Source organism: Paenibacillus rhizophilus, from assembly GCF_003854965.1.
In the GTDB taxonomy this organism is placed as follows: Bacteria; Bacillota; Bacilli; order Paenibacillales; family Paenibacillaceae; genus Paenibacillus_AQ; species Paenibacillus_AQ rhizophilus.
The window spans coordinates 94,743-118,855 of the sequence record NZ_RQPI01000014.1; the positions used below are offsets into that span (position 1 = coordinate 94,743).

Annotated in this window: 24 protein-coding genes; 6 read left to right on the forward strand and 18 right to left on the reverse strand. The window is 56.3% G+C overall.

Translation table 11 applies throughout. The features are described 5' to 3' along the window. Positions 1-529: 529 nt before the first annotated feature. The 5 genes from EH198_RS19560 to EH198_RS19580 form a co-directional block, all read right to left on the reverse strand. Positions 530-853, reverse strand: coding sequence for a cytochrome C oxidase subunit IV family protein (locus EH198_RS19560; protein WP_124697200.1), 324 nt, complete (start codon positions 851-853; stop codon positions 530-532). Between the two features lie 3 nt (positions 854-856). Next, entirely contained in the window at positions 857-1,483 is a 627-nt protein-coding gene (locus EH198_RS19565; protein ID WP_124697201.1) for a cytochrome (ubi)quinol oxidase subunit III, read from the reverse strand. A 7-nt stretch (positions 1,484-1,490) separates the two neighbouring features. Next, positions 1,491-3,329 (reverse strand): cytochrome c oxidase subunit I, encoded by a 1,839-nt coding sequence (gene ctaD, locus EH198_RS19570; protein WP_124697230.1) that lies wholly within the window; start codon positions 3,327-3,329, stop codon positions 1,491-1,493. 120 nt (positions 3,330-3,449) lie between these two features. After that, positions 3,450-4,496, reverse strand: a complete 1,047-nt coding sequence (gene coxB, locus EH198_RS19575) for a cytochrome c oxidase subunit II (protein WP_124697202.1) — start codon at positions 4,494-4,496, stop codon at positions 3,450-3,452. Between the two features lie 345 nt (positions 4,497-4,841). Next, on the reverse strand, positions 4,842-5,030 hold the full coding sequence (locus EH198_RS19580) for a hypothetical protein (protein WP_019913840.1): 189 nt from the start codon (positions 5,028-5,030) through the stop codon (positions 4,842-4,844). A 594-nt stretch (positions 5,031-5,624) separates the two neighbouring features. On the opposite strand from EH198_RS19580, the gene EH198_RS19585 reads away from it, so the two are divergent. From EH198_RS19585 to EH198_RS19595, 4 genes are all read left to right on the forward strand, one after another. After that, positions 5,625-6,653, forward strand: a complete 1,029-nt coding sequence (locus EH198_RS19585) for a serine hydrolase domain-containing protein (RefSeq protein ID WP_124697203.1) — start codon at positions 5,625-5,627, stop codon at positions 6,651-6,653. 157 nt (positions 6,654-6,810) lie between these two features. Continuing rightward, positions 6,811-6,990, forward strand: a complete 180-nt coding sequence (locus EH198_RS24400; RefSeq protein WP_148091521.1) for a hypothetical protein — start codon at positions 6,811-6,813, stop codon at positions 6,988-6,990. 67 nt (positions 6,991-7,057) lie between these two features. Beyond that, positions 7,058-7,396 (forward strand): DUF4870 domain-containing protein, encoded by a 339-nt coding sequence (locus EH198_RS19590; RefSeq protein WP_124697204.1) that lies wholly within the window; start codon positions 7,058-7,060, stop codon positions 7,394-7,396. Positions 7,397-7,530: 134 nt separating this feature from the next. Continuing rightward, positions 7,531-8,490 (forward strand): diacylglycerol/lipid kinase family protein, encoded by a 960-nt coding sequence (locus EH198_RS19595; protein ID WP_124697205.1) that lies wholly within the window; start codon positions 7,531-7,533, stop codon positions 8,488-8,490. Positions 8,491-9,094: 604 nt separating this feature from the next. On the opposite strand, the gene EH198_RS24805 is transcribed toward EH198_RS19595, so the two are convergent. The 5 genes from EH198_RS24805 to EH198_RS19615 form a co-directional block, all read right to left on the reverse strand. After that, complete coding sequence (locus EH198_RS24805) at positions 9,095-9,241, reverse strand: hypothetical protein (RefSeq protein WP_185702981.1); 147 nt, start codon at positions 9,239-9,241, stop codon at positions 9,095-9,097. 41 nt (positions 9,242-9,282) lie between these two features. After that, positions 9,283-9,861, reverse strand: a complete 579-nt coding sequence (locus tag EH198_RS19600) for a xanthine phosphoribosyltransferase (protein WP_124697206.1) — start codon at positions 9,859-9,861, stop codon at positions 9,283-9,285. Positions 9,862-9,958: 97 nt separating this feature from the next. Continuing rightward, complete coding sequence (locus tag EH198_RS19605; RefSeq protein ID WP_124697207.1) at positions 9,959-10,264, reverse strand: hypothetical protein; 306 nt, start codon at positions 10,262-10,264, stop codon at positions 9,959-9,961. Positions 10,265-10,308: 44 nt separating this feature from the next. Next, positions 10,309-11,151, reverse strand: a complete 843-nt coding sequence (locus tag EH198_RS19610; RefSeq protein ID WP_124697208.1) for a TrmB family transcriptional regulator — start codon at positions 11,149-11,151, stop codon at positions 10,309-10,311. Between the two features lie 36 nt (positions 11,152-11,187). Beyond that, positions 11,188-11,946: a zinc ribbon domain-containing protein gene (locus tag EH198_RS19615; RefSeq protein ID WP_124697209.1), complete on the reverse strand. Its 759-nt coding sequence runs from the start codon at positions 11,944-11,946 to the stop codon at positions 11,188-11,190. Between the two features lie 242 nt (positions 11,947-12,188). On the opposite strand from EH198_RS19615, the gene EH198_RS19620 reads away from it, so the two are divergent. Together EH198_RS19620 and EH198_RS19625 are read left to right on the forward strand one after the other, a co-directional pair. Beyond that, a complete protein-coding gene (locus EH198_RS19620; RefSeq protein ID WP_246014456.1) occupies positions 12,189-12,566 on the forward strand; it encodes a hypothetical protein in 378 nt (125 codons plus the stop codon). A gap of 378 nt (positions 12,567-12,944) precedes the next feature. Beyond that, the gene (locus tag EH198_RS19625; protein ID WP_124697232.1) at positions 12,945-13,526 is read left to right on the forward strand and encodes a GTP pyrophosphokinase; all 582 of its coding nucleotides are present in this window, start codon (positions 12,945-12,947) and stop codon (positions 13,524-13,526) included. Positions 13,527-13,811: 285 nt separating this feature from the next. On the opposite strand, the gene EH198_RS19630 is transcribed toward EH198_RS19625, so the two are convergent. The 8 genes from EH198_RS19630 to EH198_RS19665 all read right to left on the reverse strand — a co-directional run bounded on the left by EH198_RS19630 (position 13,812) and on the right by EH198_RS19665 (position 23,900). Then, entirely contained in the window at positions 13,812-14,576 is a 765-nt protein-coding gene (locus EH198_RS19630; RefSeq protein WP_124697210.1) for a hypothetical protein, read from the reverse strand. Between the two features lie 45 nt (positions 14,577-14,621). Continuing rightward, positions 14,622-17,789 (reverse strand): DEAD/DEAH box helicase, encoded by a 3,168-nt coding sequence (locus tag EH198_RS19635; RefSeq protein WP_124697211.1) that lies wholly within the window; start codon positions 17,787-17,789, stop codon positions 14,622-14,624. Positions 17,790-18,237: 448 nt separating this feature from the next. After that, a complete protein-coding gene (locus EH198_RS19640; RefSeq protein ID WP_124697212.1) occupies positions 18,238-19,047 on the reverse strand; it encodes an alpha/beta hydrolase in 810 nt (269 codons plus the stop codon). Positions 19,048-19,128: 81 nt separating this feature from the next. Continuing rightward, positions 19,129-19,713 (reverse strand): TetR/AcrR family transcriptional regulator, encoded by a 585-nt coding sequence (locus EH198_RS19645; protein ID WP_124697213.1) that lies wholly within the window; start codon positions 19,711-19,713, stop codon positions 19,129-19,131. Between the two features lie 189 nt (positions 19,714-19,902). Then, positions 19,903-20,283, reverse strand: coding sequence for a RidA family protein (locus EH198_RS19650; protein ID WP_124697214.1), 381 nt, complete (start codon positions 20,281-20,283; stop codon positions 19,903-19,905). 57 nt (positions 20,284-20,340) lie between these two features. Next, positions 20,341-21,051: an oxidoreductase gene (locus EH198_RS19655; RefSeq protein ID WP_124697215.1), complete on the reverse strand. Its 711-nt coding sequence runs from the start codon at positions 21,049-21,051 to the stop codon at positions 20,341-20,343. A gap of 59 nt (positions 21,052-21,110) precedes the next feature. Beyond that, a complete protein-coding gene (locus tag EH198_RS19660) occupies positions 21,111-22,304 on the reverse strand; it encodes an MFS transporter (protein WP_124697216.1) in 1,194 nt (397 codons plus the stop codon). A gap of 180 nt (positions 22,305-22,484) precedes the next feature. Further along, on the reverse strand, positions 22,485-23,900 hold the full coding sequence (locus EH198_RS19665; protein ID WP_124697217.1) for an ATP-binding protein: 1,416 nt from the start codon (positions 23,898-23,900) through the stop codon (positions 22,485-22,487). Positions 23,901-24,113: the final 213 nt, after the last annotated feature.

Below are 24,113 nucleotides of genomic sequence, written 5' to 3' on the forward strand. Positions count from 1 at the left end.
GCCACGACTCCCCGTATTCACAGCATACCAGCCTACCTCTACCGCCGCTGCGGACCTCATTCCTGAAGCCGCTTTCGAATATGAGGGAAAACCTCCTGCTTATTTCGCCTTTTCGAACGATTTCCGCTATTAAACGGGATTTCCTCCCTCTCATTCAAGCGAAAACGGCCAAACCTTCGGTTTTCGGTGAATTAAACCGGAGGTTTTCCGCTATAATCCACCATTCCGGTCCATCCGCCTCAAATAAGACGGAGAATTTCCAGTTCAGCCATTCCGGACGACCGTCATCGTGTCATCGCACAGGCTATCGCGAACTATGGCCTCTGCCGGCTCCTGCGTATTCAGCAAAGCCTCTAAGCTCTGGTTACGAAATGGACTTTTCCTTTTCCCACAAAACCAGCTTCAGCCATCCCCCAACAGAGGAGCCCCGCCTTTTGTCTTCACAAGCTTGTTCATCCCCTTTGACGATAGAGCCCGGACAGAGCTCCATTCCGAAAAAAGGCAGGCCCCCGGCCCGCCCCTTGTTCCGCTAATCCCACCAGACCCAGTACAAGGCCATAATGATGCAGGTTCCGGCGATCAGGAAACCGCCCAGCATGAAAATAATCGGCATCATATGTCCCTTATCCTTCAAATGCATCCAGTAGCCCATCTGCAAAAAAACCTGAATCACGGCCATGATTAGCAGCAGAATGACTGCAAAGACCACATTGACCCCTCCGGCCGCCACCGCCGCAAAAGCGATAAGCGTCAATATGGCCGAGAGGACGAAAACCATAATATGCTTCTGCGGGCCTTCTTGACGGTGGCGGCGCTTCACGCCGTTATCCCGTGTATGCTGTTCAGCGGCCATAGCCTAGCCCACCTTTCCGAGCAGATATACAATCGTAAAGATGAAGACCCACACCACGTCGATAAAATGCCAGTACATGGCGGATACGTAAATTTTCGGCGCGGTCACTACGGTCAATCCCTTGCGGGCCAGTTGGCCGATCAGCAGCGAAATCCACAAAATGCCGAATGCGACGTGTGCGCCGTGGAATCCGACCAGCGTATAGAACGCCGAGCTGAATGCGCTTGTGGTCATGCCGAATTTTTCATGTCTTACATATTCGCTGAATTCGTAAATTTCCAGCCCCAGAAAGCATAGTCCCAGTACCACGGTTACAAGCAGCCAATTCCGGAGCAGCGCCGGACGGTTCCGATGCATCGCCTGAATCGCGAATACGCTGGTCAAACTGCTGACGAGCAGGAAGAAGGTCGCCGCCGCAACGAGCGGGAGATGAAATAGCTCATTAGCCGTCGGCCCTTCGTTGGTCTGATTTCGCAGCGCCAGGAAGGTGGCGAACAAGGTGCCGAATAGCACGGCCTCGCCGCCGAGAAACAGCCAGAAGGCAAGCACTTTGTTGCGTCCTTCGGCGGTCGCTTTTTCCGGCTCATGCGGCAGGCCGCCGTGGACGGGTTCTGCATGCGTCGTTGTCATATCCGGTTCACCTTCCTTCCAGCTCTTCCGGCTCGATATGCCAGCCGTGATCGTCGTACAGCGAACGCATCAGCATCGCTCCGAAAGTAATAAGAAGACCCAGCCCGGTCACAATGTAGTTGTTGAACAAAAAGCTGACAAATCCGCCGCCGAAATCGTCGCGGCTGAACATGAAGCCGAGCCCGGCGATAAAAATGCCCACCGACATGATGAACGGCAGCGGCGTCGCCGAAGGCATATGAATCGGCCCGATCGGCTCGGCAGGGGTCATCCCCTTGTTCCCCGCTACCTTCTCCTTCCAGAGAGCGTCAAGCCCGCGCACCAGCGGAGTCTGCTTGAAATTGTATTCCGGCGGCGGCGACGGGATGCTCCACTCCAGCGTGCGGCCGTCCTCCCAGGGATCGTTCGCCGCATCCATCGGCTTTCTTGAAGTGATCACGATATTGGCCAGGAAGATCAGCGTGCCGACGCCCATCAGTCCGGCCCCAATCGTGCTGACCAGATTTAGCGTGTCAAAATGCTGATTCGGCAGGTAGGTGAATACCCGGCGCTGCATGCCCATAAGGCCGAGAAAATGCTGAACGAAGAAGGTCAGATGAAAACCGGTGATGAACGTCCAGAAGGTCCATTTTCCCAAAGTCTCGCTCAGCATGCGCCCGAACATCTTGGGCCACCAGTAGTGCAGACCCGCGAACAGGCCCATCACAAGGCCGCCGACGATAACGTAATGGAAGTGCGCCACGACGAAATACGTATCGTGGAACTGGAAATCCGCGGGTGCAGATGCCAGCATAACGCCGGTCACGCCACCCATGGTGAACGTCGGAATGAAGCCGGAAGCGAACAGGTTCGGTGTGGTAAAGCGAACCGAACCGCCCCACATCGTGAACAGCCAGTTGAATATTTTGATCCCTGTCGGAACTGCGATCAGCATCGTCGATACGGCGAAGAGAGCGTTAGCCACAGGGCCAAGTCCGGTCGTGAACATATGATGCGCCCACACCATGAATCCGAGGAACGCGATCAGGATCGTCGCGAACACCATGGAGCTGTAGCCGAACAGCCGCTTGCGGGCAAAGGTCGGAATAACCTCGGAGATGATGCCAAAGGCCGGGAGAATCAGAATATAGACTTCGGGATGGCCGAAAATCCAGAAAATATGCTGCCAGAGCACCGGGCTGCCGCCCGCTCCGGGCTCGAAGAAGTTCGCGCCGAGTATCCGGTCGAAGGTCAGCAGCACAAGGCCGACGGTAATGGCGGGAAAAGCGAACAAAATAATGGCGGACGTAATAAACGTCGTCCAGGCGAACATCGGCATCCGCATAAACGACATGCCCGGCGCGCGCATCGTAATGACGGTCGCCAAGAAGTTAATGCCGCCGATCAGGGTGCCCAGGCCGGCAATTTGCAGGCCGATGGTGTAAAAATCGACGCCGTGCGTTCCGCTGTAAGCCGACGTTGACAGCGGCGTGTAGGACGTCCAGCCCGCATCGGGCGCCCCGCCCATAACCCAGCTGAGGTTAAGCAGCACTCCGCCGAACAGAAACGTCCAGAAGCCCAGCGCGTTCAAAAAAGGGAAAGCGACGTCGCGCGCGCCGATCTGCAGCGGGATGACTGCGTTCATCAAGGCGAAAATAACCGGCATGACGCCAAGAAAGATCATCGTCGTGCCGTGCATCGTAATCAGTTCGTTGAAGGTCTGGGCGTCCAGAAAATTGTTCATCGGCTTAATGAGCTGCCACCGGATAAGGAGCGCTTCAATCCCGCCTATCCCGAAAAAAAATCCGCCGGCCCACAGGTACAGAATGGCGATTTTTTTGTGATCGACGGTCGTAATCCAGTCCATCAGCCCGGTATGCCGCTTGACGCCGTGCCCGAGAGGTTTCGGGTGATCCAAGGTATGCGCTGCTTGAGCCAAGGTTCGTACCCCCTTTTCAAATATACCGCTTGGTAAGGGCTGCCGTGACTAGTTCAATTTATAGCCGGCCAAATAGTCGGCGATCCGATCGATTTCGTCGTCCGTCAGGCCCATATCCTGTTTGGGGTCGGGCATAAGGTTGCCCGGCTTAACGCCTTGCGTATCATGCAGCCATGTCTTTAAATTCTCCTCCACGGGAGCGCCGTCCTGGCGGGTGTCGTCATTTAGCAGAATACCGGCCACCGATTCGCGGGAGCCGATGCCGGTCAGATTCGGTCCTACCGACAGCCCCTGATCGCCGACCGCGTGGCATTTCAGGCACTGCTCCTTGAAGGTTTGGGCGAGCGCCGGATCTTCAGGAAGCACCGCGGGCGCTTTTTGCGCCTTTATCCACTGCTTAAATTCATCATTGCTAACCGCTTTCACTTTGAATTCCATGAACCCGTGGGAAGGTCCGCACAGCTCGGCGCATTTGCCGCGGTATACGCCTTCCTTCGGCGCGCTGAAGCTGAACCGGTTAGTTGCTCCGGTCGGGTTGGTGTCGATTTTACCGGAAAGAGAGGGGACCCAGAAGGAATGCAGCACATCTTTTGTCGCCAGCTCAAAGGCAATGTTCTTGCCTGCGGGAATAATGAGATCCTGCGCCGTCTTGATGCCGTAATCGGGGTATTCGAATTCCCACCAATACTGGTGGCCTGTCACTTTGACTTTGATCGCGTTCTTGTCACCAGAATGATTGTCGCCCAGGGCGAATACCGTCCTCACCGTCGGAACCGCCAGCACGATAACGAGAATGAGCGGAATCACGGTCCAGAGCACTTCCAGCTTGAAGCTGCCCTCGATCTGTTCCGGAATTTCATTCTGCCCCGGCTTGCGGCGGAAACGGATCATTACATAAGCCGCGATGGAAAAAACGATCAGCAGCACGACAATCATGATGGAAATCGCAAGCTTCATAAGTCCCAGCGAGCTTTCCGCGGCCGGCCCCTGCGGCCTTAAGACCGAGAGGTCTTCCCGGCCGCAGCCGGCGAGAACCGTTCCGAAAACCGCGATCAGGGGAAGCAGCCGCCTTGCAGAGTGCCACGTTCTCATCATAGATCAACCCCGCTTTTTCCGATTTCAATTAGGTTACTTATCCTGCGCTGTCAATTATAACAATCACTATTAATATAATTTTCAGGGTCTGTTTTGTCAATCGTTCACAACTATTTCAAAATAAGAAAAAAGCTTGTCAATTCAGTATTTGCAATCGGTTTCTGAAAGCGGTATTATTAATAATGGATGTGTGTCAGCGCTTACAAATTCCTTTTTCCCTAATATTCATTTGACAAATTATCGGGCTTTGAATCCATGAGCTTACATGAAGCACAAAAAAACCGTTCTCTGCGGCATACGCAAATCACGGTTTATAGAATCCTTTCGGAATTAACAGATGGACGGTTAAGAGACAGACGAATTCATTCTTACGAGTTCATGCTCCACGACCATGGTGAGTTCTTCCTCATAGCCTCCCGTTATCCGGTATTTACGGACATACTCTTTGACGAATTTCTTCGGATCCTTGGGTCGGAAAATACGTGTCATTTCCCGCAGACTTTCCTTGACTTCGTTGTGACCTTTGCTTGCCATGATCAGTTCCCTCCCAAAACATTGAAAATGAATGCTCCGTTGTAGAGAATGCATGATGAAAAGTCCGCCATAACTTCGAAATGCAAGGGCGCGTAAATGCCATAAGACCGAATGCCGCTTGCATTTATCGATCCTCCGCGATCAGCCGGCAGGAGCCAGGACCTTCGTATCGGAATCGGTGAAGCAGGTTCGTCGCGATTTGGGCTGAGAGTTTCCGGTGTTAATTAACACCTTGACACTGTGATTACCCGAAAAGCCAAGTCTTTGAATCACTCCTTTCGGGCTTTATCGTTTTATTGTATCATATTCCCGCCCAACTTCCACCTTTCCCGTAAAATGCCTACATGGTAAATTTTTTTTACGAATCTTTTGGAACGTACGTTCTACTACAGCATAAATTCTCTGCAGCGGATAAGTCAAGTGTGAGAATTTCTGAAAATAATTGGTTAACCTATATTAAAAAGTTGAAAATTCAGCACATAGCACAGCACCCGATTGACGAAACCATGACCTCTACGTCGGGGCCGGGAAGGGGAACGCCATGTATACACAGTTGCTGACTTCGTTGATAAGGTCCAACATGAGGAGCGCTCCATGAAACCGGCGGTGACCTTGCTTCGCTCTCCGCATGCCTCCGTCCCCTACATTCCCATGGCGAAGCCCGAAGATACGGGAACCTGCGCGGAGCGGCTGGAACAGGCCCATCAGACCGCGCTGCGGGAATATCCGAAAATGCATAGCATGCTTATCGCGCGCCGCGGCCGATTAATTTGGGAGCGATATTACAGCGAAGGACACGCCGCCCTGTTGAACGATCTCCGCTCGGCCACGAAGAGCGTTACTTCTCTGCTGGCCGGAATAGCAATCGGAAGAGGAGATATGCCGGAACCCGGCGTTCCCGTTATCGAGGCGCTGGGGGAGCATGTCCCTTACCTGCATTCGGAGCAGCTGCCGATGATTACGCTCAGACATCTGCTGACGATGACCTCGGGCTTCGGCTGGAAGACCGGCAAAAGGCTCGGCGAGCCGCTGATCCACAAGTTTCACCGCAGCCGCCGCTGGGGTTCCTTTGCGCTCGGCCTGCCGATCGTGCCGGAGAACATCGGCACCTTTCAGTACCGCAGCCCCGATTCGCATCTGATCTCCATGATGCTGACGGAATCGACGGGCCATGACGCCTTCGCCTATGCCATGGACCATTTGTTTGCCCCTTTGGGCATCGCGCACGCCGCCTGGCTGCCGAGTCCCGAAGGCCACAGCATGGGCCATATCGGCCTGCATTTGACCTCGCGCGACATGGCCAAAATCGGCCTTTGCCTTCTGGACGGCGGCATGTACGCTGGGCGGCAGGTCATCCCGGCCAATTGGCTGGACCAGGCGCTGACCGCCCAGACTGCCGGCTACCCGGCATACGGCGATTACGGCTTTCAATTCTGGACCGGCACCATGTCGGGACAGCCGTTCTCGCTGGCCCACGGGCACGGGGGACAGCAGATTCTGCTGCTGCCGAAGCTCTCCGCCGTCATCGTCTTTACGGCGGAGAGCAGGACCAGCCACTGGAAGCATCCCCGGAAACTGGTTGAAAAATACATTATTCCGGCATTGGCAGACGGCGGACGGTAATAGGCAATGGCAGACAGTTGGCGGCTGCCGGAGCGGAATGGTTACAGGAACACCCGGCGGCGAATCACCGGGATAGCGGGCTGAATTAGCGAGAGGATTTAACGGGATGAATGGGCTGGGCTGATTAGAAGGGTTGATCAGCAGGCGCTGAGGCGGGTTGGCGAGATGGATCAGCAAGATAGGCATGACGGAGACGGTTTGGCAGGATGAATCAACAGGCGCTGAGGCGGGTTGGCGAGATGGACAGCAGGATAGGCATGGCGGATTGGCAGGATGGCGGCAGGCGTCAAGCGGACGCTGCTCATACTTTGTCCGCCCCGCTCATACGCTTGTATAGAGGAAGCGCCCGTGTAAGGCCTATGCCCGCGGGTGCTTTCTGTTCATATGACAGGAGAGTGAAGCCCTTGTCCCCTTTTCGTTCATCCGTCGGCTTGCCGGATTATATTGCGGCTGCCCTGTGCTATCTATTCCCTTTCGCCGGAGGCATCGTCTTTCTTGCCCTGGAGAAGCGCAGCCGGTTCGTGCTATTCCACTCCCTCCAGTCGTTATTGGCCTACGGCGCGCTGATGGTCGGCCATGTTCTGGCCGGTCTGCTGCCTTTCATCGGCCCGCTGCTTGCGGCGCTCATCTTCCTGTGCAGCTTCGGAATCTGGCTGCTGATGACCTATCATGCCCTCCGGGGCAACTGGTATAAGCTGCCCTGGGCCGGCGATATCTCGGAGCGGCAGCTGCGTCGTCTGTAAGCTCTTTTCGCTTCATGAAAGGATTCCCCTTAGTCCCTTCCTTTCGATACTCATGAAAAGGATTCCTTTTTGTCTCTTCCCTTCGTTACAATGGAAGAGCACAACAGCATGAATTTGGGCCTGGGGGAAAATGAATGTACTTGTTTGTTATCAATCCGCGTTCCGGCGGAGGAGCCGGGCAGAGGTCCTGGCTGCGGATCGAGAGGCTGCTGAAAGAGCGGGCAGCGGAGTATGAAGCGTTGCACACCGAGAGCGCGTCAAGCGCCGGCAGTGATGTGATGCAGGCGCTCTCGGGCCGGGAGCACTGGAGCGCCTGTGTAGTGATCGGCGGGGACGGAACGATACACAGCGTGCTGGAGGCGCTGAGAACACGCGGCGTTCCGCTCGGTATCGTGCCTGCGGGCTCCGGAAACGACACCGCGCGCGCCTTCGGCATTCCGCTGGAGCCGAAGGCCGCGCTCGATGCTGCGCTGGGCGGTATCCGCGTTCCGGTCGATCTGCTGGCCGGGAACGGCTATACGCTGACCGCCGTCGCCAGCGGATTCGACGCCCAGGTCGCCGAGAATGTCAATGCCAGCCGGTACAAACGGGTGTGCAACGCCCTGCACGCGGGGCGGCTGGCCTATCTGATCGGCATTCTGCATACGCTGATCACCTTTAAGCCTTGCCGGGCCAGCATCGTCTGCGACGGGCAGGAGCATACCTTCGAGGACGTCTGGCTCGCGTCCGTCTGCAACCTGCCAAGCTACGGCGGCGGGCTGCTCATCGCGCCGCAGGCAAGGCCGGACGACGGCCGGCTCGACGTCTGCGTCGTGTACGGGTGCAGCCGCATGCAGCTGCTGCGGCTGTTCCCGACGGTGCTGAAGGGCAGCCATGTCTCGCTGCCCTTCGTGACGATGCTGCGCGGGACAAGCGCAGCCGTCAGCTTCGAGCGCGAGCGGCCGGCGATCGGCGACGGCGAGAGCCTCGGCCGCGGCGCGCTGGCCGTGCGCTGCGAGCCGGGGGCGCTGACCGTGCTGGCGCCCCGGGCCTGGGCAGCCGCGGACCCGGCGCCCCAGGCCCAGGTGGGCGCAGGCCGCGAGGGCGGCGCTTGACGCAGGCGGCGCAGACCGGGGCCAGGCCGGCGGAGCGCAAGCCAGGTCAGGCCGGCGGAGCGCAAGCGTGCAGGAAGGCGCCTCCGCACGCCGGACACGGTCGCCGGAGGCCGGGAAGGTCTCATCTCCGGCCTGCTGGCCCTTATCTCCGGCCTGGGGGCCTTCCCGCCTCCCGGCTTACAACGCCCTCCCCGGAAGCGTTAACAGAACAGCAGCCGTTATGAACGGGCAATTTCCGCCCCCCATAACGGCTGCTTATTTCTTGCGTGTCCATTGCCCCGGGTACCAATTACATGAGGAATCCAACTTCCCGGCCGAAAACGGGGTGGCCTTGGGGATTACAGGGAAAAACTCCCTCTAATTTTAGCATCCATCTTCTTTTTATTGATTTAGAAGGAATTTCTCCGTCTAAATTCGGGGAAAAAGGCTGGAAAAGAGGTTTTCGCTCAAAATAAAAGGAGAATTTCCCTTTACCCTCCCGAAAAGAGCGATTTACTCTAAAATAAGCGGGACTTTTTCCCTGTAATGGCAGCAAGCGCACACATGGATCGCTCCCTTTGCCCTTTCTTCTGATAACCACCGCCCGAGTCCTCAGTGCGCTGAATCAAACGGGTTCACCTAGCGACTTCCCTGCGATCAGCCAGACCGGCTGCTGGGCCGAGGCGTCACGGCCTCGGCACCGTCTTACCCCAGCGCCTTCCCGGCCATCGCTCAGCCCGGCTACCGTGGCGAGGCGCCTCTGCCTCGCCACCGTCTCGCCCCGCGCGTCCCCGGTGCATGGCTCGGACCGGCCTACACCTCCCCGACAAAAACCACCCTCTCGTCCTCCAACGATGCGATACGCACCAGCGACTCCACCCGGTAGCCCGCCTTCAGCAGCAGGTCGCGCCCCGGCTGGAACGACTTCTCAATCACGATGCCGATTCCGGCCACCGCGGCGCCGGCCTGCTCCACAATCCGTGCCAGGCCGAAGGCGGCCTCGCCGTTGGCCAGGAAATCGTCAACGATCAGCACCCGTTCGCCGGGAGCGATGAACTTTTTGGAGACGGTAATTTCGTTGGTCTCTCTTTTGGTGAATGAGTAGACCTTCTCCACGTATATATCCTCCGTCAAGGTCAGAGACTTCTGCTTGCGGGCGAATATAAGCGGGACTTCAAGCTCCAGCGCCGTCATAATGCCCGGAGCGATGCCCGAGGATTCGATAGTCAGCACCTTCGTAATCTTTTCCTCCGCAAACAACGCCTTGAACTCGCGTCCGATTTCACGCATCAGGAACGGGTCCATCTGGTGATTCAAAAAAGAGTCCACCTTCAAGACACCCTTGGCGAGCACAATGCCTTCATTTATCACCTTTTGCTTCAAGAGCTTCATATGTACTCCTCCTTCTTTATCCTGATTCATTCGGCTGCAGGAAAGGCCCATTCTCCCTCAGGTCCAGCGAGGAGAAAATGGGCCTTTCGCGGCCGGCTCAAAGACCTGGCGGCTTCGGCGGCAGCAGGTTGCTGACGATCGATTTCAAATCATGATCTTCCCCGGATTTTTTGCCATCCGCGTCATAGCCGGTTATCCGGATCTCGGAATATTCGGCACCCGGGTCCACCGGCTTGAATATCAACTTCTCCCGGTCGTCCAGCCTTACATTGAACTTCATGTCCTTAAACATCTCGATCAGCTGGCTCTCGGACGGAGCCGTTCCCTCGTCAAGAAACAGCAGACCCCTCAGCGATTTCGGCCCTTTCGAATGCAGCACTTCAAAATGTACGATACACTCCACTCTTCTTCACCTCCCTGGCGTGATTTGGCATATTCCGGTTCAGGCTAGTATCCATCCCGAGTGTTCCCCGGAGTCCGGGCCTCCATCCGCTCTTCTTCGTCATCGCTTCCGACGTATTTGCGGTATATGCTCCGGTAGCGATGGCCGTAGCGCCGTTCCAGTTCGGGCGCCATATCCTGCTCCAGCTCAAACAGCACCATTTCCTGCATAAAATGGCCCAGCAGCAGATCCACCAGCACCCGGTGTTCCGTCACAACCGCCTGGGCCATTCCGTTCACTCTGCCCCCGCTCGTACCGAGCATGCACCACCGGCGGTCGACCACGAACGAGAATTTACGCCCTTCGGATTCCTCCATCTCTGCAAGAGGCGGCCACGGAAGGTATGGGCTTGCGGCATTGCCGCCGTCGAAAGCCCAGAGGAGCCTCACCCCGCGCCGCTCGGCCTGTTCCAGCTCGCTGCGAAGCAGCGAGGCTTCTTCCCTCCACACATCGACGATGATCTCATGCTCCGCTGCGTTAAGCTGGCGGATCAGCGCATCCATTACATTGCGCTCGCCTTCCACATTATAAAATGTAGTGCTGACCGAGCCGCCGCGCGGCATTTCGTTCTCTACGAAGGAGAGAGACGCCTGAACCCGTCCGGAGATCATCTTGGCCAACTCTTCCGGGGCCAGAACGCTGTACCTGGCTGGCTCTCCGTCGCCGCAGCGTACATATCCCTGCTGGGTCAGGCGCTGGAGCGCAGCATACACATTGGACCTGGAGACGCCGAGACGCTTCGCCACCTCGTATCCGGATGATTGACCTATCGCCGCCAGCTCCACCATAATTTTGGACTCCATTTCCGTAAAGCCCAGACTGCGCAGATGCAGCAGCAATTGTTCCATTCCTATCGTCCCCCCCAAGGCTGGCTGAATGCAAGGCTAAATCTGTTCGGATCCGCAGCGCGGACACCACATGGAGCCTTTGGGCAGGTCCGCCCGGCAAATCTGGCATTTCACCATCTCGCGCGGGCCGCTGTCGCCTTCCGTTTCTTCATAACCCTTTGCCTGCCAATCCCGGATGCGCCGGTCGAGCTCAAGCTGTCTTTCCCGCTCCCGCTCGAGTTCATCGGCCAGGCGGCGTTCACGCTCCGTTCCCTGCACATTCCCGGCGTACTCCTCCACCGGAACCGGGAGCGGAAGCTCCTCATCTTCGCTCTCTGGAGACATATAGCCATAAGGCTCTTCCGGTTCCTTTTGCGGACCCGCCGCTGTCCCCGTTCTGTCCGGTTCATCCGTTTGCAGACCAGGTTCCTTATCATAAATAACCGGGGCAGGAGCGCTTACGTTCTGCTCCAGCTTGCGTCCGCAGTGCGGACAGAAATTCGCGTCCAGCGCGACAATATATCCGCATTTGCAGAGCCGTTCATTTTTCAATTCGGCGATGCGCGAGCGCAGAGCGTCGATTTTATCCTGAAGTCTGAGGCAGGAGCGGGACATCTCTGTCATTTTACCTTCAGCCAGCGATAAATCCCTGGAGCGGTATCCCTCATAAAAGATCTTGCCCATCTTCATAAATTCAATTTCCATTTCGCGCTCAATATCGGAAATTTGGCTGTTCAGCTTGCCGATTTCCACGGAGTTTTGCGCTTTTTCGCTAACCCGGTTGGCTCCGTCTTTAATGCGCTGCAACAGATTCATCGATAGTCCCCCTTCTCACAATGAGCCAAAAATAGCACCGGCGAAAACGAAACGGCAGCCCTTCCGGCAGAAGGGTATCCGTTTCCACTTGATAACTGGGTCAAACAAGCATCCGCACCCGGCGCCGCCGGAAACTATGACTCTATCATACCAAATGTGCACGCCAGATTCATTATTTGTCGTCTTGTGTATAATACTTAAAAACGATTCTGGCAAATCTTACCCAAGATGGAGGGATTGTCGTGCGGGACAACGATAAAAAAAGCTACTTTGTTTCCCTTAAACACGGGTTGATCCAGGAGATGCGCGGCGAATCGGGCGAGTTCGAGGTCAAGCTTGACGACACCGGGCTTTCCGAACTGCAGGGCAGGCTTCAGGAGCTGGAACGGGAAGACGAATATGCCTTCCGCCGCACCTTTGTGCCTTATAAATCGGCCGATCACGACGATGCCGCCAATCAATTCGACGACAAGACCGTCAGGCTGTACCGCTTTTTATGGGAGCATGGCACCGAAGAAACACGGAGAATGATCGTCAGCCTGAACGTTCTCCCCAAGCTGGAGAATACGGGCTACCACGACAAAGGATACGGCGAGGATGGATCGCCCACCAATAAGTAAGCGCTTTAAGTTCTGGATGTGAATGTTCGATATAAATCTCCCGTATGCGCCTGTTCGACATTAATCGGATAATTCCGAAGTCTTTCGCATATGTACTTGGTAGTTTTTTGACGAAATGCGGTAGTTGTCCCTGTATAAGCTCAAAGCGCCTTTTTTGGGGGGCGGTTTGTGATTTGGATACAAGTGGAAAATTTTGCTTCCGGGGCACCACATCGGTTAAAATGAAGGAGATGATAAATACTTAAATTCGGGAGAGTATCCGTGAAAGAACAAGAAAGCAGATTACTTACACTGGATCAACTGCAGGTTCACGTCCAGGATTTGGGCCGCTTAGAATTGAACGAGGATCTGTCCAGGCAGCTTGGCGAATTCAAGAAAATGCCCGCCCTTTACCGACTCGCCCTCAAAGAGCTTGAGAACAAAATCGAGACGCTGAAGACCGAATGGAAAATGCGTGACGGGTACAGTCCGATTGAACATATCAAATGCCGGGTCAAGGAGCCGAAGAGCATCCTGCAAAAATTGGAGCGCAAAGGATACGCCTTCAGCTTCGAGAATATTGAAACGCAAATTCACGATATCGCCGGCATGCGGATTGTTTGCGCTTTTGTCAAAGATATTTACCGGCTCGCCGATCATATTAACACCAGGGACGATATCCGGGTGCTGGAAATCAAGGACTACATCGCCCAGCCGAAGCCGAACGGGTACCAGAGCCTGCATGTGATTGTCGCCGTGCCGCTCATTCTTCTGGATGGAACCAAATGGGTAAAGGCCGAAATCCAGCTGCGCACGCTGGCCATGGATTTCTGGGCGAGCATGGAGCATATTCTCTATTACAAATACGACAAGCAGCTTCCGCCACATGTTGCGGAAGAGCTAAAGAGCGCCGCACGCGCCGCCGACGAGCTGGACAAGAGAATGCTGCGTCTGCGCAGAGAGATTCTGGAACTGCCTTAAGGCTATAGGACACTTAAGAGAAGATCTGAGGCTTGCCCGAATGTCCGGGAAGCTGTAGTGCATACCCATCGGCAAGAAGAAACGGCTGCGCCATCCTCACAGGAGGAGGGCATCCGTTTCTCGTAGAAATATAAGGCCAACGATAGGCGCAAAGCTTATAAAGTCTTATATTTACATAAAAACGCCCCGCGGCATCATTCCATTAGCCGCGGGGCTTCTTCCCTTTCACGTATACGCTTCATTTCGGAAGCAGCCGTTATCCATAGAATAGTCTCAAGAATGGACTCATTTTTCCAGATTCGCCACCCTCCGGGCCGCAGTCTCCGCCGCCCGCCGCATGATAAGCTCAAGCCCTTCCTGCGCGCGGGGCACATTCGGCAGCAGCGGCCTCCAGTCCTCCATCGCAGGCGGGAAGGATGGAGAGCCGGGAACAGGCCGATCCCGGACTTCAAGGAACGCGGGGCCCGGCTGGTGAAGCGAACCTTCGGCCGCGGCCTCCGCCATCCACTCTCCGGCGGACACCGCCGGGCCTTTCTTCTCCAGCCTCGCGAGCTCCGCGGACAGTCCGGCTCCAGGCTGCGACCCGGCTTCTTCAGCCTCGCCTCTGGCCCAAAGAGCGAAGACCTCGTCCGTCAGCTCGCCCTTCGGCAGGCCGCGAAGCGCGAGCGCGGTCAGCGGCTCCTTCGCCAGCCGTTCTCTTACCTTCGCCATTGCCTCTTTATTGGCGGCTTCGTCATTCGTATCCGGAACCGCAAGCTCCGACTCGTTCGGCCACAGCCCGAATTCAGCCAGCCATGCGGGGAGGCGCCCTTTGAGCAGCCCGTATAATTCCTGCGGACTCTCAGCAAGCCGTTCGACCGCCTCCCTGCGCCGGGAAAGCGGCCATACCTCCATCTTCAGGACCTGCCGGAATTTCGGGGAGGCCTGCTGCGGACCCGCAGCTCCGCCGCCGCCCGTATGACCCCCTGCAGCCGTGCCGGATACGGGCGTCCATACCGCCGTAAGCACTCCCGGCACAGCTTTCAGCACCATGTTCATCGTCTCCGTCATATCTACCCTCCGCGGCTTGCTTCATTCGTTTTATTTGCGATTTGGCTACATCCAGTCTTGGTTTTGCAGCTCGATCAATTCCTTCAGCTCGTGATCGGACATTTCGGTCAGCCAATTCTCACCGGAGCCGACAACCTGCTCGGAGAGGTTCTTTTTCCGCTCGATCAGTTCGTCGATTCTCTCCTCCAGCGTTCCCTGACAGATCAGCTTGTGGACCTGCACGTTCTTAAGCTGCCCGATCCGGAAAGCCCGGTCCGTCGCCTGATTCTCGACTGCGGGATTCCACCAACGGTCGTAATGCACGACGTGATTGGCCCGGGTCAGGTTCAGCCCTACCCCGCCCGCCTTAAGCGACAGGACGAAGAATGCCGTTCCCTCCCCTTCCTCTTCCTGAAAGGAGCGCACCATCTCGTCGCGGTCCCGCTTCGAAACGCCTCCGTGCAGGAACAGCGGCGTCTTGCCGTAGCGCTTGGCCAGTCTGTTCACCAGCAGTTCGCCCATCGCCACATACTGGGTAAAAATGAGCGCCGACTCCCCAAGCTCCGAAATGCTGTCCAGCACTTCGAACATGGTCTCCATTTTGCCGGACGGTTCGTTTCGGCTGTGCCGGCCCTCCTCTTTGCGGAAGAGCTGGGGATGGTCGCAGATTTGCTTCAGCTTCGTCAGGGAAGACAGCACCAGTCCACGCCGCGCCATACCCGAGCTTTCGCCGATCGTATTCAGCATTTCGTTCACAACGCTCTGATACAGCAGCGCCTGTTGCTCCGTCAGCGCGCAGTAGGATTTCAGCTCCAGCTTCTCCGGCAGATCCTTGGATATGTCGGGGTCGCTCTTCAGTCTGCGCAGCAAAAAAGGCGACACGAGCCGGTGCAGCTCCCGCAGCCGTTCCGTCCCTTCGCCGGTCCCGTAACGCTCGCGGAATGAATGAAAGGTGCCGAGATAGCCCGGGTTCAGAAAATGAAAAATCGACCACAGCTCTCCAAGCCTGTTCTCCACCGGCGTTCCGGTCATTGCGATCCGGTGATGGGCTTCGAGCCGCATGACGCTTTGCGCCTGCTTGGTCCGGTAATTTTTGATGTATTGGGCTTCGTCCAGCACAACGGTCGACCATGATACCGAGGCGAGATCCTCGCTATCCCTGCCGGCCAAGTGATAAGTGGTCAGCACGATATCATGGCTGGCCGCCTGCTCCTGAAAGGCGGTATCGCGCACTCGGCGGCTTCCATGATGGATATAGACGCTCAGCGTGGGCGAGAATCGCTGCAGCTCCCGCTGCCAGTTGCCAAGCAGCGAGGTCGGGCACAGAATCAGAACCGGATCGCCGCCTGCGGCATTGTGCCCGCGCAGACCGTGGTCCGGCCGCTTCGTACCTGCCGCGTGCTCCGTCCGCCTGCCGCCTTGTCCGACAGCCTTGTCGTCCTCGGCCCCGCGTCTGAGGAGACTGGCGATGACCTGTATCGTCTTGCCAAGGCCCATATCGTCGGCGAGGCAGACGCCGAAGCCGAGTTCGCCCATGACGCTCAGCCATTGGTAACCCCGTTCCTGGTAAGGCCGCAGCGTTCCCTGCAGTTCCTCGGGAACCGGCAGCGCTGGCAGGCTCTGCACGGTGTCCCCGCGCATCAGCGAGGCCAATAGACCGATCGTTTCCATGCCTGTAATGGGCATTCCCTTCCACAGCCGGTCCTCTCCCGCCTCGGCCTCAAGACGCATCCAGTCGGAAGTAGACATTTCCCCGCTCTCATGGCGTTTCATATACCGGAGCACCTGGCGGATTTCCTTCGGGTCCACCTCGATCCATTCCCCGCGGAATTTTACAAAGGGGACCCCTGCCGCCAGCAGTGCGCCCAATTCTTCCGCGCTGACGGAACTTTCGCCGAGGGAAGCCTCGATCTTGAAGGACACCAGCGCCTCCATGCCAAGCGCAAGCGCCTGCGTACCGTCCGGAATTTCCGGCAGCTGCATTTTCAGCTTCATGCCGATCCGGCGGCGTCCTTCCTTGCTCCAGCGCGAAGGCAGCTGTACGGTAATCCCCCGGGCGGTCAGCTTCTGCACCGTCTCCTTAAGGAAATAATACAGCCGCTCCGGCTCAAGGTTCACGCCGGTCGGGGCGGGAATCCTAAGCGCCTGTGAAATATCCGGCGACCATTCGGCAGCCCGGCCCAGCGCTGCAAGGAGCTGCTCCTGAATTCCCTTGTAGCGTTTGCCCCAGAGCGTAAACTCCCGGTCCCCGCTACTCCAGATCATCGCTGCCGGGAGCCAGAATCCGCTCTCCTCCCGTCCCTCGGCCCAGAAGGAGAGCCGCCATATCTCTCCGTCCTCTTTCGGCGGCTCCAGCCTCAGTCCGAGGCCGAGCTGGCCGCTCTGCTCCTCAGCCGCTCCGAAGCACGGAATATTGCCGGACGCTGAGGCGTTTACCGCCCCCAGCAGCTCCATCACCTCGGCGGGCGTGCCTTGAACCGGTATGTCGCGGCTGCCCGTAAGCAGGCTGTTCCACCATAGCTCCGTCAAAGGCGACCGGCCCCGCCGGTAATTGGCTTTATACGGAGCGAGCTGCTGCTCCATTCCGGCCACGACCCCTTTGACTTCCGCGTTGATTACCGCCTGCAGGAAGGAGTACAGCACCGCCGCCCCGGCTTCTTCCCGGGAGGCCGGTTCACTCCCCTGCAAGGCTGACGAGCTTAGCGCCAGCACCGGCATAGAGGCGGCGAACTGCAGAAAGGCTTCCCGCTGCCCCGGCTCCCTGAGGACGGGAATCCAGCACGTTTCCGCCGCCTGTTCCCCGCCGCGCCGCCGCGAGCCCGCCGGCCGCGGAGGCACGGCGCCCGGCGCGATGCCGCCTGTGGCGAGCAGCTCCAGCGCAAAGCGCGCCGCCGCCGCCCAGTAGCCCATCTCTCCCCCGGGATCGATGCCCTGCTTCTCGCAGAGCGCTTCATCCCAGGCGAGCAGCAGCTCGAACGCGTCCTTCGGAGACAGGGCAAGCCCTTCGAGCATTCGTCCGGACATCGGCCGCCGGGACGCTCTGCCCTCGGCTCTGGCCGCAGGGTACTTCACTTCAGCCAAACGAAGCGCCGCTCCCGCGAACGGACGCTGCCCGCCGCCCAGCTCCAGCCGCTTGACCACGCGAGTCCAGGCATCTACTTTAGGTTCCGAAGTCTCACCGGAGAAGCAAAATAAAACATCCCCTAACCACATTGCATACAGATGCTTAGTCATCGTGATCTCCTGTCTTTTTGAACAGGCCAAAATGGACATCCCGCTCCGAAGTCGCAAGCGGCAGCCGTTTCGCCGGAAAAGTAATCATTCTATATCTATTTCTGCAATGCAGAGTTCCCGAAATTCCAAAAAAGGTTTTATCTCCATCTTATACGAAAAAGCCGGGATTTAAAAACATTTCTGCATATTTCGCGGTCCGCATATTGAGCCGCCGGCGAAATTACGGCAAATTCACCGATTTTGCGCGCCTCATTTTCGTGACGGCAGATCATTTTTTCCGTCAAAATCTTCAGCGTGCTCACCCGGGACTTCACATCCCCGTTTGGGGTCGTACGGCTGTACATAGTAAATGCGCCGGAACGCAAAGATGCCGGCCAGGTATGCCTGGCCGGCCGGATTGCCGCCGAATTTCCGCTGTCGTACTGCCTCTGGTTATGTTCTTGAACGCTTACCCAATGTAGGCCGGCAGCTGTTTCTTCAGCCAATGGTCTATGAAGTCCGCAACCTCTTCCCAGCCCGGCTGCGCGATAATCCAGTGGCTGCGGCCGGAAAATTCCTTGTATTCCGTAACGGCCCCCGACTGCTGATTGTATAAGCCATAGTTCTTGCGGACCAGGCTGGCGGGAACGATCCGGTCCACTTCCCCGGCAATCATCAGCAGCGGCCCGCGGCTGCCGTTGTTAAAGTCCACTTTGAACGGGCTGCTTGAAGCGAACGGGGCGACGGCTCCCTGGAAAAAGATTCGCGTCGTTTCCGGCACCACATGCTCCCGGTAAGCCCGCTCCTGCTCGGCTCTGCCAAGCGTATGAACAAAGGCGTACTGAAACTCCTTGAAGGACATCATAAAGGTTTTTCGCCAAGGTTTGGACAGGATTCCGAAGATGGAACGCGCCGTGGTCGGATAAGCGGCTGCGACAATGCCTTTGGCGCCCGCGGAATTAATAGCGATCCCCGCCAGCCCCAGCCCGCGGTCCATCTGCAGCTGCGTCAGCAGTCCGCCGAAGGAGTGGCCGATGATGATCGGCTTCTCCGGCAGCGCCCGGATAATTCCGGCATAGTAATCCGTCAGATTCTCAAGCCCCAGCTTGCCCAGTCCGGCTTCGGGACGGTCCCGCAGCTCGGGCACAGACTGACCGTGGAAAGGCCAGGCCGGCGCCAAGACTTCAAAGCCTCTGTCCTTGAAATACCCCATCAGGGGCTCAAAGCTTGCCCGTGTGACAAAGGCTCCGTGAATAAATACAATCGTCGGTTTTTTCATTGCAATCTTCTCCTTTAGTTTGTTTTTACCTACTAGTTGGTAGATTCAGCCTAAAAAAATTTGTCTCTCTGTTTGAAAAAATTACGCCGTGACTCTCTTCGCCGCAATCAATGGCAGCATATGTTTTTTCACCATGTCGAACTGCCCTGCATCGTTAAATGCCCTTGAAGCCAGCATCCCGCCGTGTACACAAGCCAGAATCGCATGAGCCGTTTCCTCGATGGCTTCGCCATCCCCGGTGAACCGGTTCTTGTCGGCTGCATCCCGCAGCAGCCGGGCCAGCCAGTCGGTTAAATCCCGGAAATGTTCACGAATCTCGCCGATCACCTCTTCGGGCAGAATCGGAATCTCGGAGGCAAGCAGCGCGCACAGGCAAATATCCATGGCCCTGCTCCGCAGGCATGACTCCCAGTACGACAAATACTGTTCCAGTTTCTCCCGGGGGTCGTCAGTCAAGGAATTCAGCATGCTCAGATTTGCCCGCACTTCCTGCCGATACCTGCCAACCACATTTTGCACCAGGTTAGCTTTGGAGGGAAAGTGGTAATGGATACTCGCCTTCTGGATACCGATTTCGGCAGCTACATCCGCATAGCTGAAAGCACTGTACCCTTTCTCCAGAATCAGACGATTTGCAACGTTTATAATATGCTCGGACCGGTTCATGTCTTCACCTCTTGCCTTGAGTATACCTACTAGTAGGTAGAATGTCAACGACCGGAAACCCGTTTTTACAAAAAAACCTTTCCCGCATTCCTGCCGAGTTACCGCAGTCCTGCCGGGAAAGGCTTTATTCGTAATCGGCCCCCTATAAGACTGGAGTCCGGATTTCAATACGGGAATAGGATGCCCCTGTTATTTTCTGCGAGCTACCACTTCAATCTCCACGAGTCCGTCTTTAGGCAGACGGGCGACCTCAACCGCGCTCCGCGCCGGATAAGGCTCCGTAAAGAAGCTGCTGTACACCTCGTTCACGGCCGCAAAATCGTTCATGTCCTTAAGGAAGACCGTCGTCTTCACAACGTGGTCCAGCGAAGTTCCGGCCTCTTCCAGAATGGCCTGTACGTTCGCCAGCGACTGGCGCGCCTGGGCCTGTACATCCCCCGCCAGTTCGCCCGTAACGGGGTCCAATCCCAGTTGACCCGAGGTGTATACCCAATTTCCGGCGGTGATCGCCTGGCTGTAAGGACCGATGGCCCCCGGCGCTTTAGACGTAGCTACCTGCTTTTTGCTCATCTCTCAATTTCCTCCCATTCATCTATTTACGTCATCATTGTAAATCGTTCTCTCTCTTTATTGCAAACCTTTCTCATCGTCCCAAGCCGGACCGGACTCGGCGGCAAAGTCCTTTCCAAGCACCCCAATGACGTCATTCGGGTAGATATGCAGTCCCTTCGGATCAGCCGCAGCAATATGGACCATGGCACGCGAAACGGTCTCTCCCTTAATAGCACGGTACTTGGCCGCCCTGCCGACCATAACAAAATCCAGCTTGGTCATGAGCCAGGCGGCGGAACGCTCCAAAGGTCTGGACTCCTCCCTCTCTCCCAGCAGCAAGGACGGGCGGAACAGGTGCAGCCCCGGAAAGCCCGACCGGCTTAAGCCTTCTTCCATCCGGCCTTTGGTCCGGCTGTAGAAATTACGCGAATGCGGATTCGCCCCCATGGAGGATACCGCCAGAAATTGTCCGACTCCGGCTTTCTGGGCAAGCTCTGCCGCCTTCAGGGGATATTCCAGATCGACGCGCTCGAAATTTTTCTGCGATCCGGCTTTTTTGATCGTCGTCCCGAGACAGCAGAATACGGCGTCCGTTCCTTCGAACAGATCGCCGTACCGCTCCAGCCGCTCCCAGTCGGTTACCGTCTGCTTGAGCCTGTCATGGCGGAGTGCGAGCGGCCTGCGAACGAGCACCCGCACTTCCTTCCAATTTTCACGCAGAAGCTGCTCCACAGCCGCCTTTCCAACGAGTCCGGTGGCTCCAAGCACCATTGCCGTTTTGTTCATGAACATTCTCCTTCGGTTATAATAGCCGGGAGTCTCATCCGCGCAAGTCCGCGCCAGGTTTAGACGTCCTTCAATATACGGCGCCCCAGCAGCGCAATCAGCGCGATCATCAGCCCCCCTACGATAAGCTGCATTCCGTACACCTGAAACCCATGCGGCCATCCTACGATCCACTCGTACACTTTCCCGCCGATCAGCGGTCCAAAGAACGACGCCAGCCCGGTTAGCGCCGCGTACATCGCCATATACATCGGACGCTCTTTTTTAGGCGTATCCCCGATAATGAAATTGAAGGCCAGCTGGTTAAATCCGCCTACTCCCACTCCGAACACGATATGCGCAGCGAACAGCACCGGAAGTGTCGGAAAGACGGACAACAGCCCCCACAGCAGCGATGAAGCCGCAATGATGGGCAGCGTCCAGAAGAGAAGGCGCTTGTTGCTGTACCTTGCATTCAGATTCCCCCAGAAATAGAAGCTCGCCATCATGAACACGGTCTGGGACACATTAAGAAGCGAAAGCGTTTGGTAATTAATGTCCATCAACTTGAGCATGACATAGGAATATAGAGGAACGGTCACATTTTGCAGCAGCAGCCAGAGCGAGAGAAACAGCGTCGATTTCATAAACAGTCCGTCATGAAGCGGTTTCTTAAACATCGGCACAAACTTTCTTTCATCCGATTTCTCAAAAGGCACGTCGGGATAAAAGAAGAACACAACAATATTGGCCGTGGAAAATATCCACACCACGATATACAAGATCAGAAATCCCTGCGCTTCCGGGTAGCGGTCCAAAACCACGCCTCCCCCATATACGACAAGGCTCCCCAAAGCGTTCAGCAGAGTGTTACGGATACCAAAGTAACGGCCCCGCACACGCGGCGGAACCAAATCGCCGATAACCGAGCTCCACAGCACAGCGCCGGCGGTATTCGCTATAAAAGCAAGGGCGTACAGCCCAATGAAGGCGCTAACCCAAAAGGGACGGGGAAAAAGAAACGGGACAAGTCCGGTAGAGGCCCACAGCAGCCGGTGGATGGAGACAAAGGCGACGAGCGCCCACTTGCGGCTGGGAAGCCGCTGAATCAGAAAAGCTACGCCGATTTGCGCGACATTCACCAGCGTGGTAAGCGCAATCACAAAACCGATCTGTCCGGAAGTCGCGCCGAGATACAGCAGGAAACCGGTCAGAAACTGCCCTTGAAGCAGCACCTGAAAAATGGTTGAAGGTACGCCTTCCCATGTGGCCATATGCAGATTTCTTCGGTATGTCGAAAATTTGCGGCCTCTTCTTTTGGGAGGAGAGGCTTCGGGGCGGTTTCTCACGATGTTGATCGTAACGGCAACACTCCTTTGACGCGGCTATTGCTCCATTCTACTCCGCTTCGGCCTAGCGTCAATACGTCAGACTTACAAATAAAATTGGAGTTTTTATGCCTTGTCTTGGCCCGCTGCCGGCAGGTACAGAGAGAACGCGCTGCCCTTGCCCTCCTGGCTCTGAAGCGTAATAAAACCTCCAATCAACCGGGCAAGATCCCGGCTGATGGATAAGCCCAGACCGGTTCCTCCGTACTGCCGGCTGATCGTCCCGTCCGCCTGCTGAAACGCCTCGAAGATGCTCAGATGCTTGTCCTTCGCGATGCCGATGCCAGTGTCCTTTACCTCCCACACAATCCAGAATCCTTCTCGCGCCCCCTGCCGGCGCTTCTCCCGCCGGACGGTCAGCGAGACGCCGCCCTTATGGGTAAACTTGAACGCGTTCGAGAGCAGATTGCGCAGAATTTGCTGCATCCGCTGCGGATCGGAGACCATTGTCTCCGGCAGGCCCTCCTCCAGCTTAATCGTAAAATCAAGTCCTCTCTGCTTCGCGACAACATCAAACTGCTCAAAGAGCATCGCGGGAAGCTCGCTGACATTGACCTCCTCATGCACGATCTCCAGCTTCCCCGCCTCCACCTTGGACAAATCCAGAATATCGTTGATCAGCAGCAGCAGATCCTTACCGGAGCGGTGAATAAGGCTGCCGTAAGACTGAATCTCCTCTCTGTCGATCGAATCGTCGTTCTCCGCAATAAGCTCCGACAGATTGATAATCCCGTTCAGGGGAGTTCGCAGCTCATGCGACATATTCGCCAGAAATTCCGACTTATATTGAGAAGCCAGCATAAGCTGCTTCGCCCGTTCTTCCAGAATGATTTTGTTCTTGTGAAGCTCATTCGTCTGCTCGGATAGCAGCGCATTGACTTGCTCAATCTCCAGCATACGCCGGTGCTCCAGATGGAAATCGCGGGCAATCAGCGCAAACAGAATGCTGAGCGCCATTCCAGCCGGGAATGTAATCGGCATAATCTTTGATACATATTCATAGAAGGGAATGACTCCGAATATGATGATGTTGACCGCGTTAAAGAAGTTGACCGTCAGAACGACAACCAGACCCTTGGCAATCATGGATACGGGGGAACGGCGAATCCATGGAGAAAGAGCCGCGCAAATCAATCCCAAAATGGACAAATTGATCATTCCCGCCCCCGCCGCCGCATTGATGCCGAAAGTAAAGCGCAGCAGGCCGGTGCTTACTCCGATTAGAATCAGTAGCAGCGGCTGCGGATAAGCGATGGCGGAGATAATCAGCGGAACGTAGCGCAAATCGAAAATAACGTTGTCATCCAGCCTATACCCGAAAAAAGAGCTGAGCCAGCCTGCGAATATCGCCATTATGATCCAGGCTGCCTGCTTGGTCTGTTCGGAAGCATGGGAAATGGTATGCTTGAACACCAAGTTCGCCAGATAGGCCAATGTTATCAGCAGCGCCGTATTTATAAAAAATATTTTTATGTATTCCATGAACTCACTCCCATAGAACGCCAAATAATACATCAATCTATATACTACTATAATTAACCACAATTTAATTATGGAGGCGCTCAGGCTATCGAGTAGGAGGGGGCGGTAAGCCCCCGTCCTCTCACACCACCGTACATGCGGGTCCGCATACGGCGGTTCCAAAAGGTTAACCAAGCTCCAGATAACGTGAAAGCAAACTTTTCAGCCCTTTCC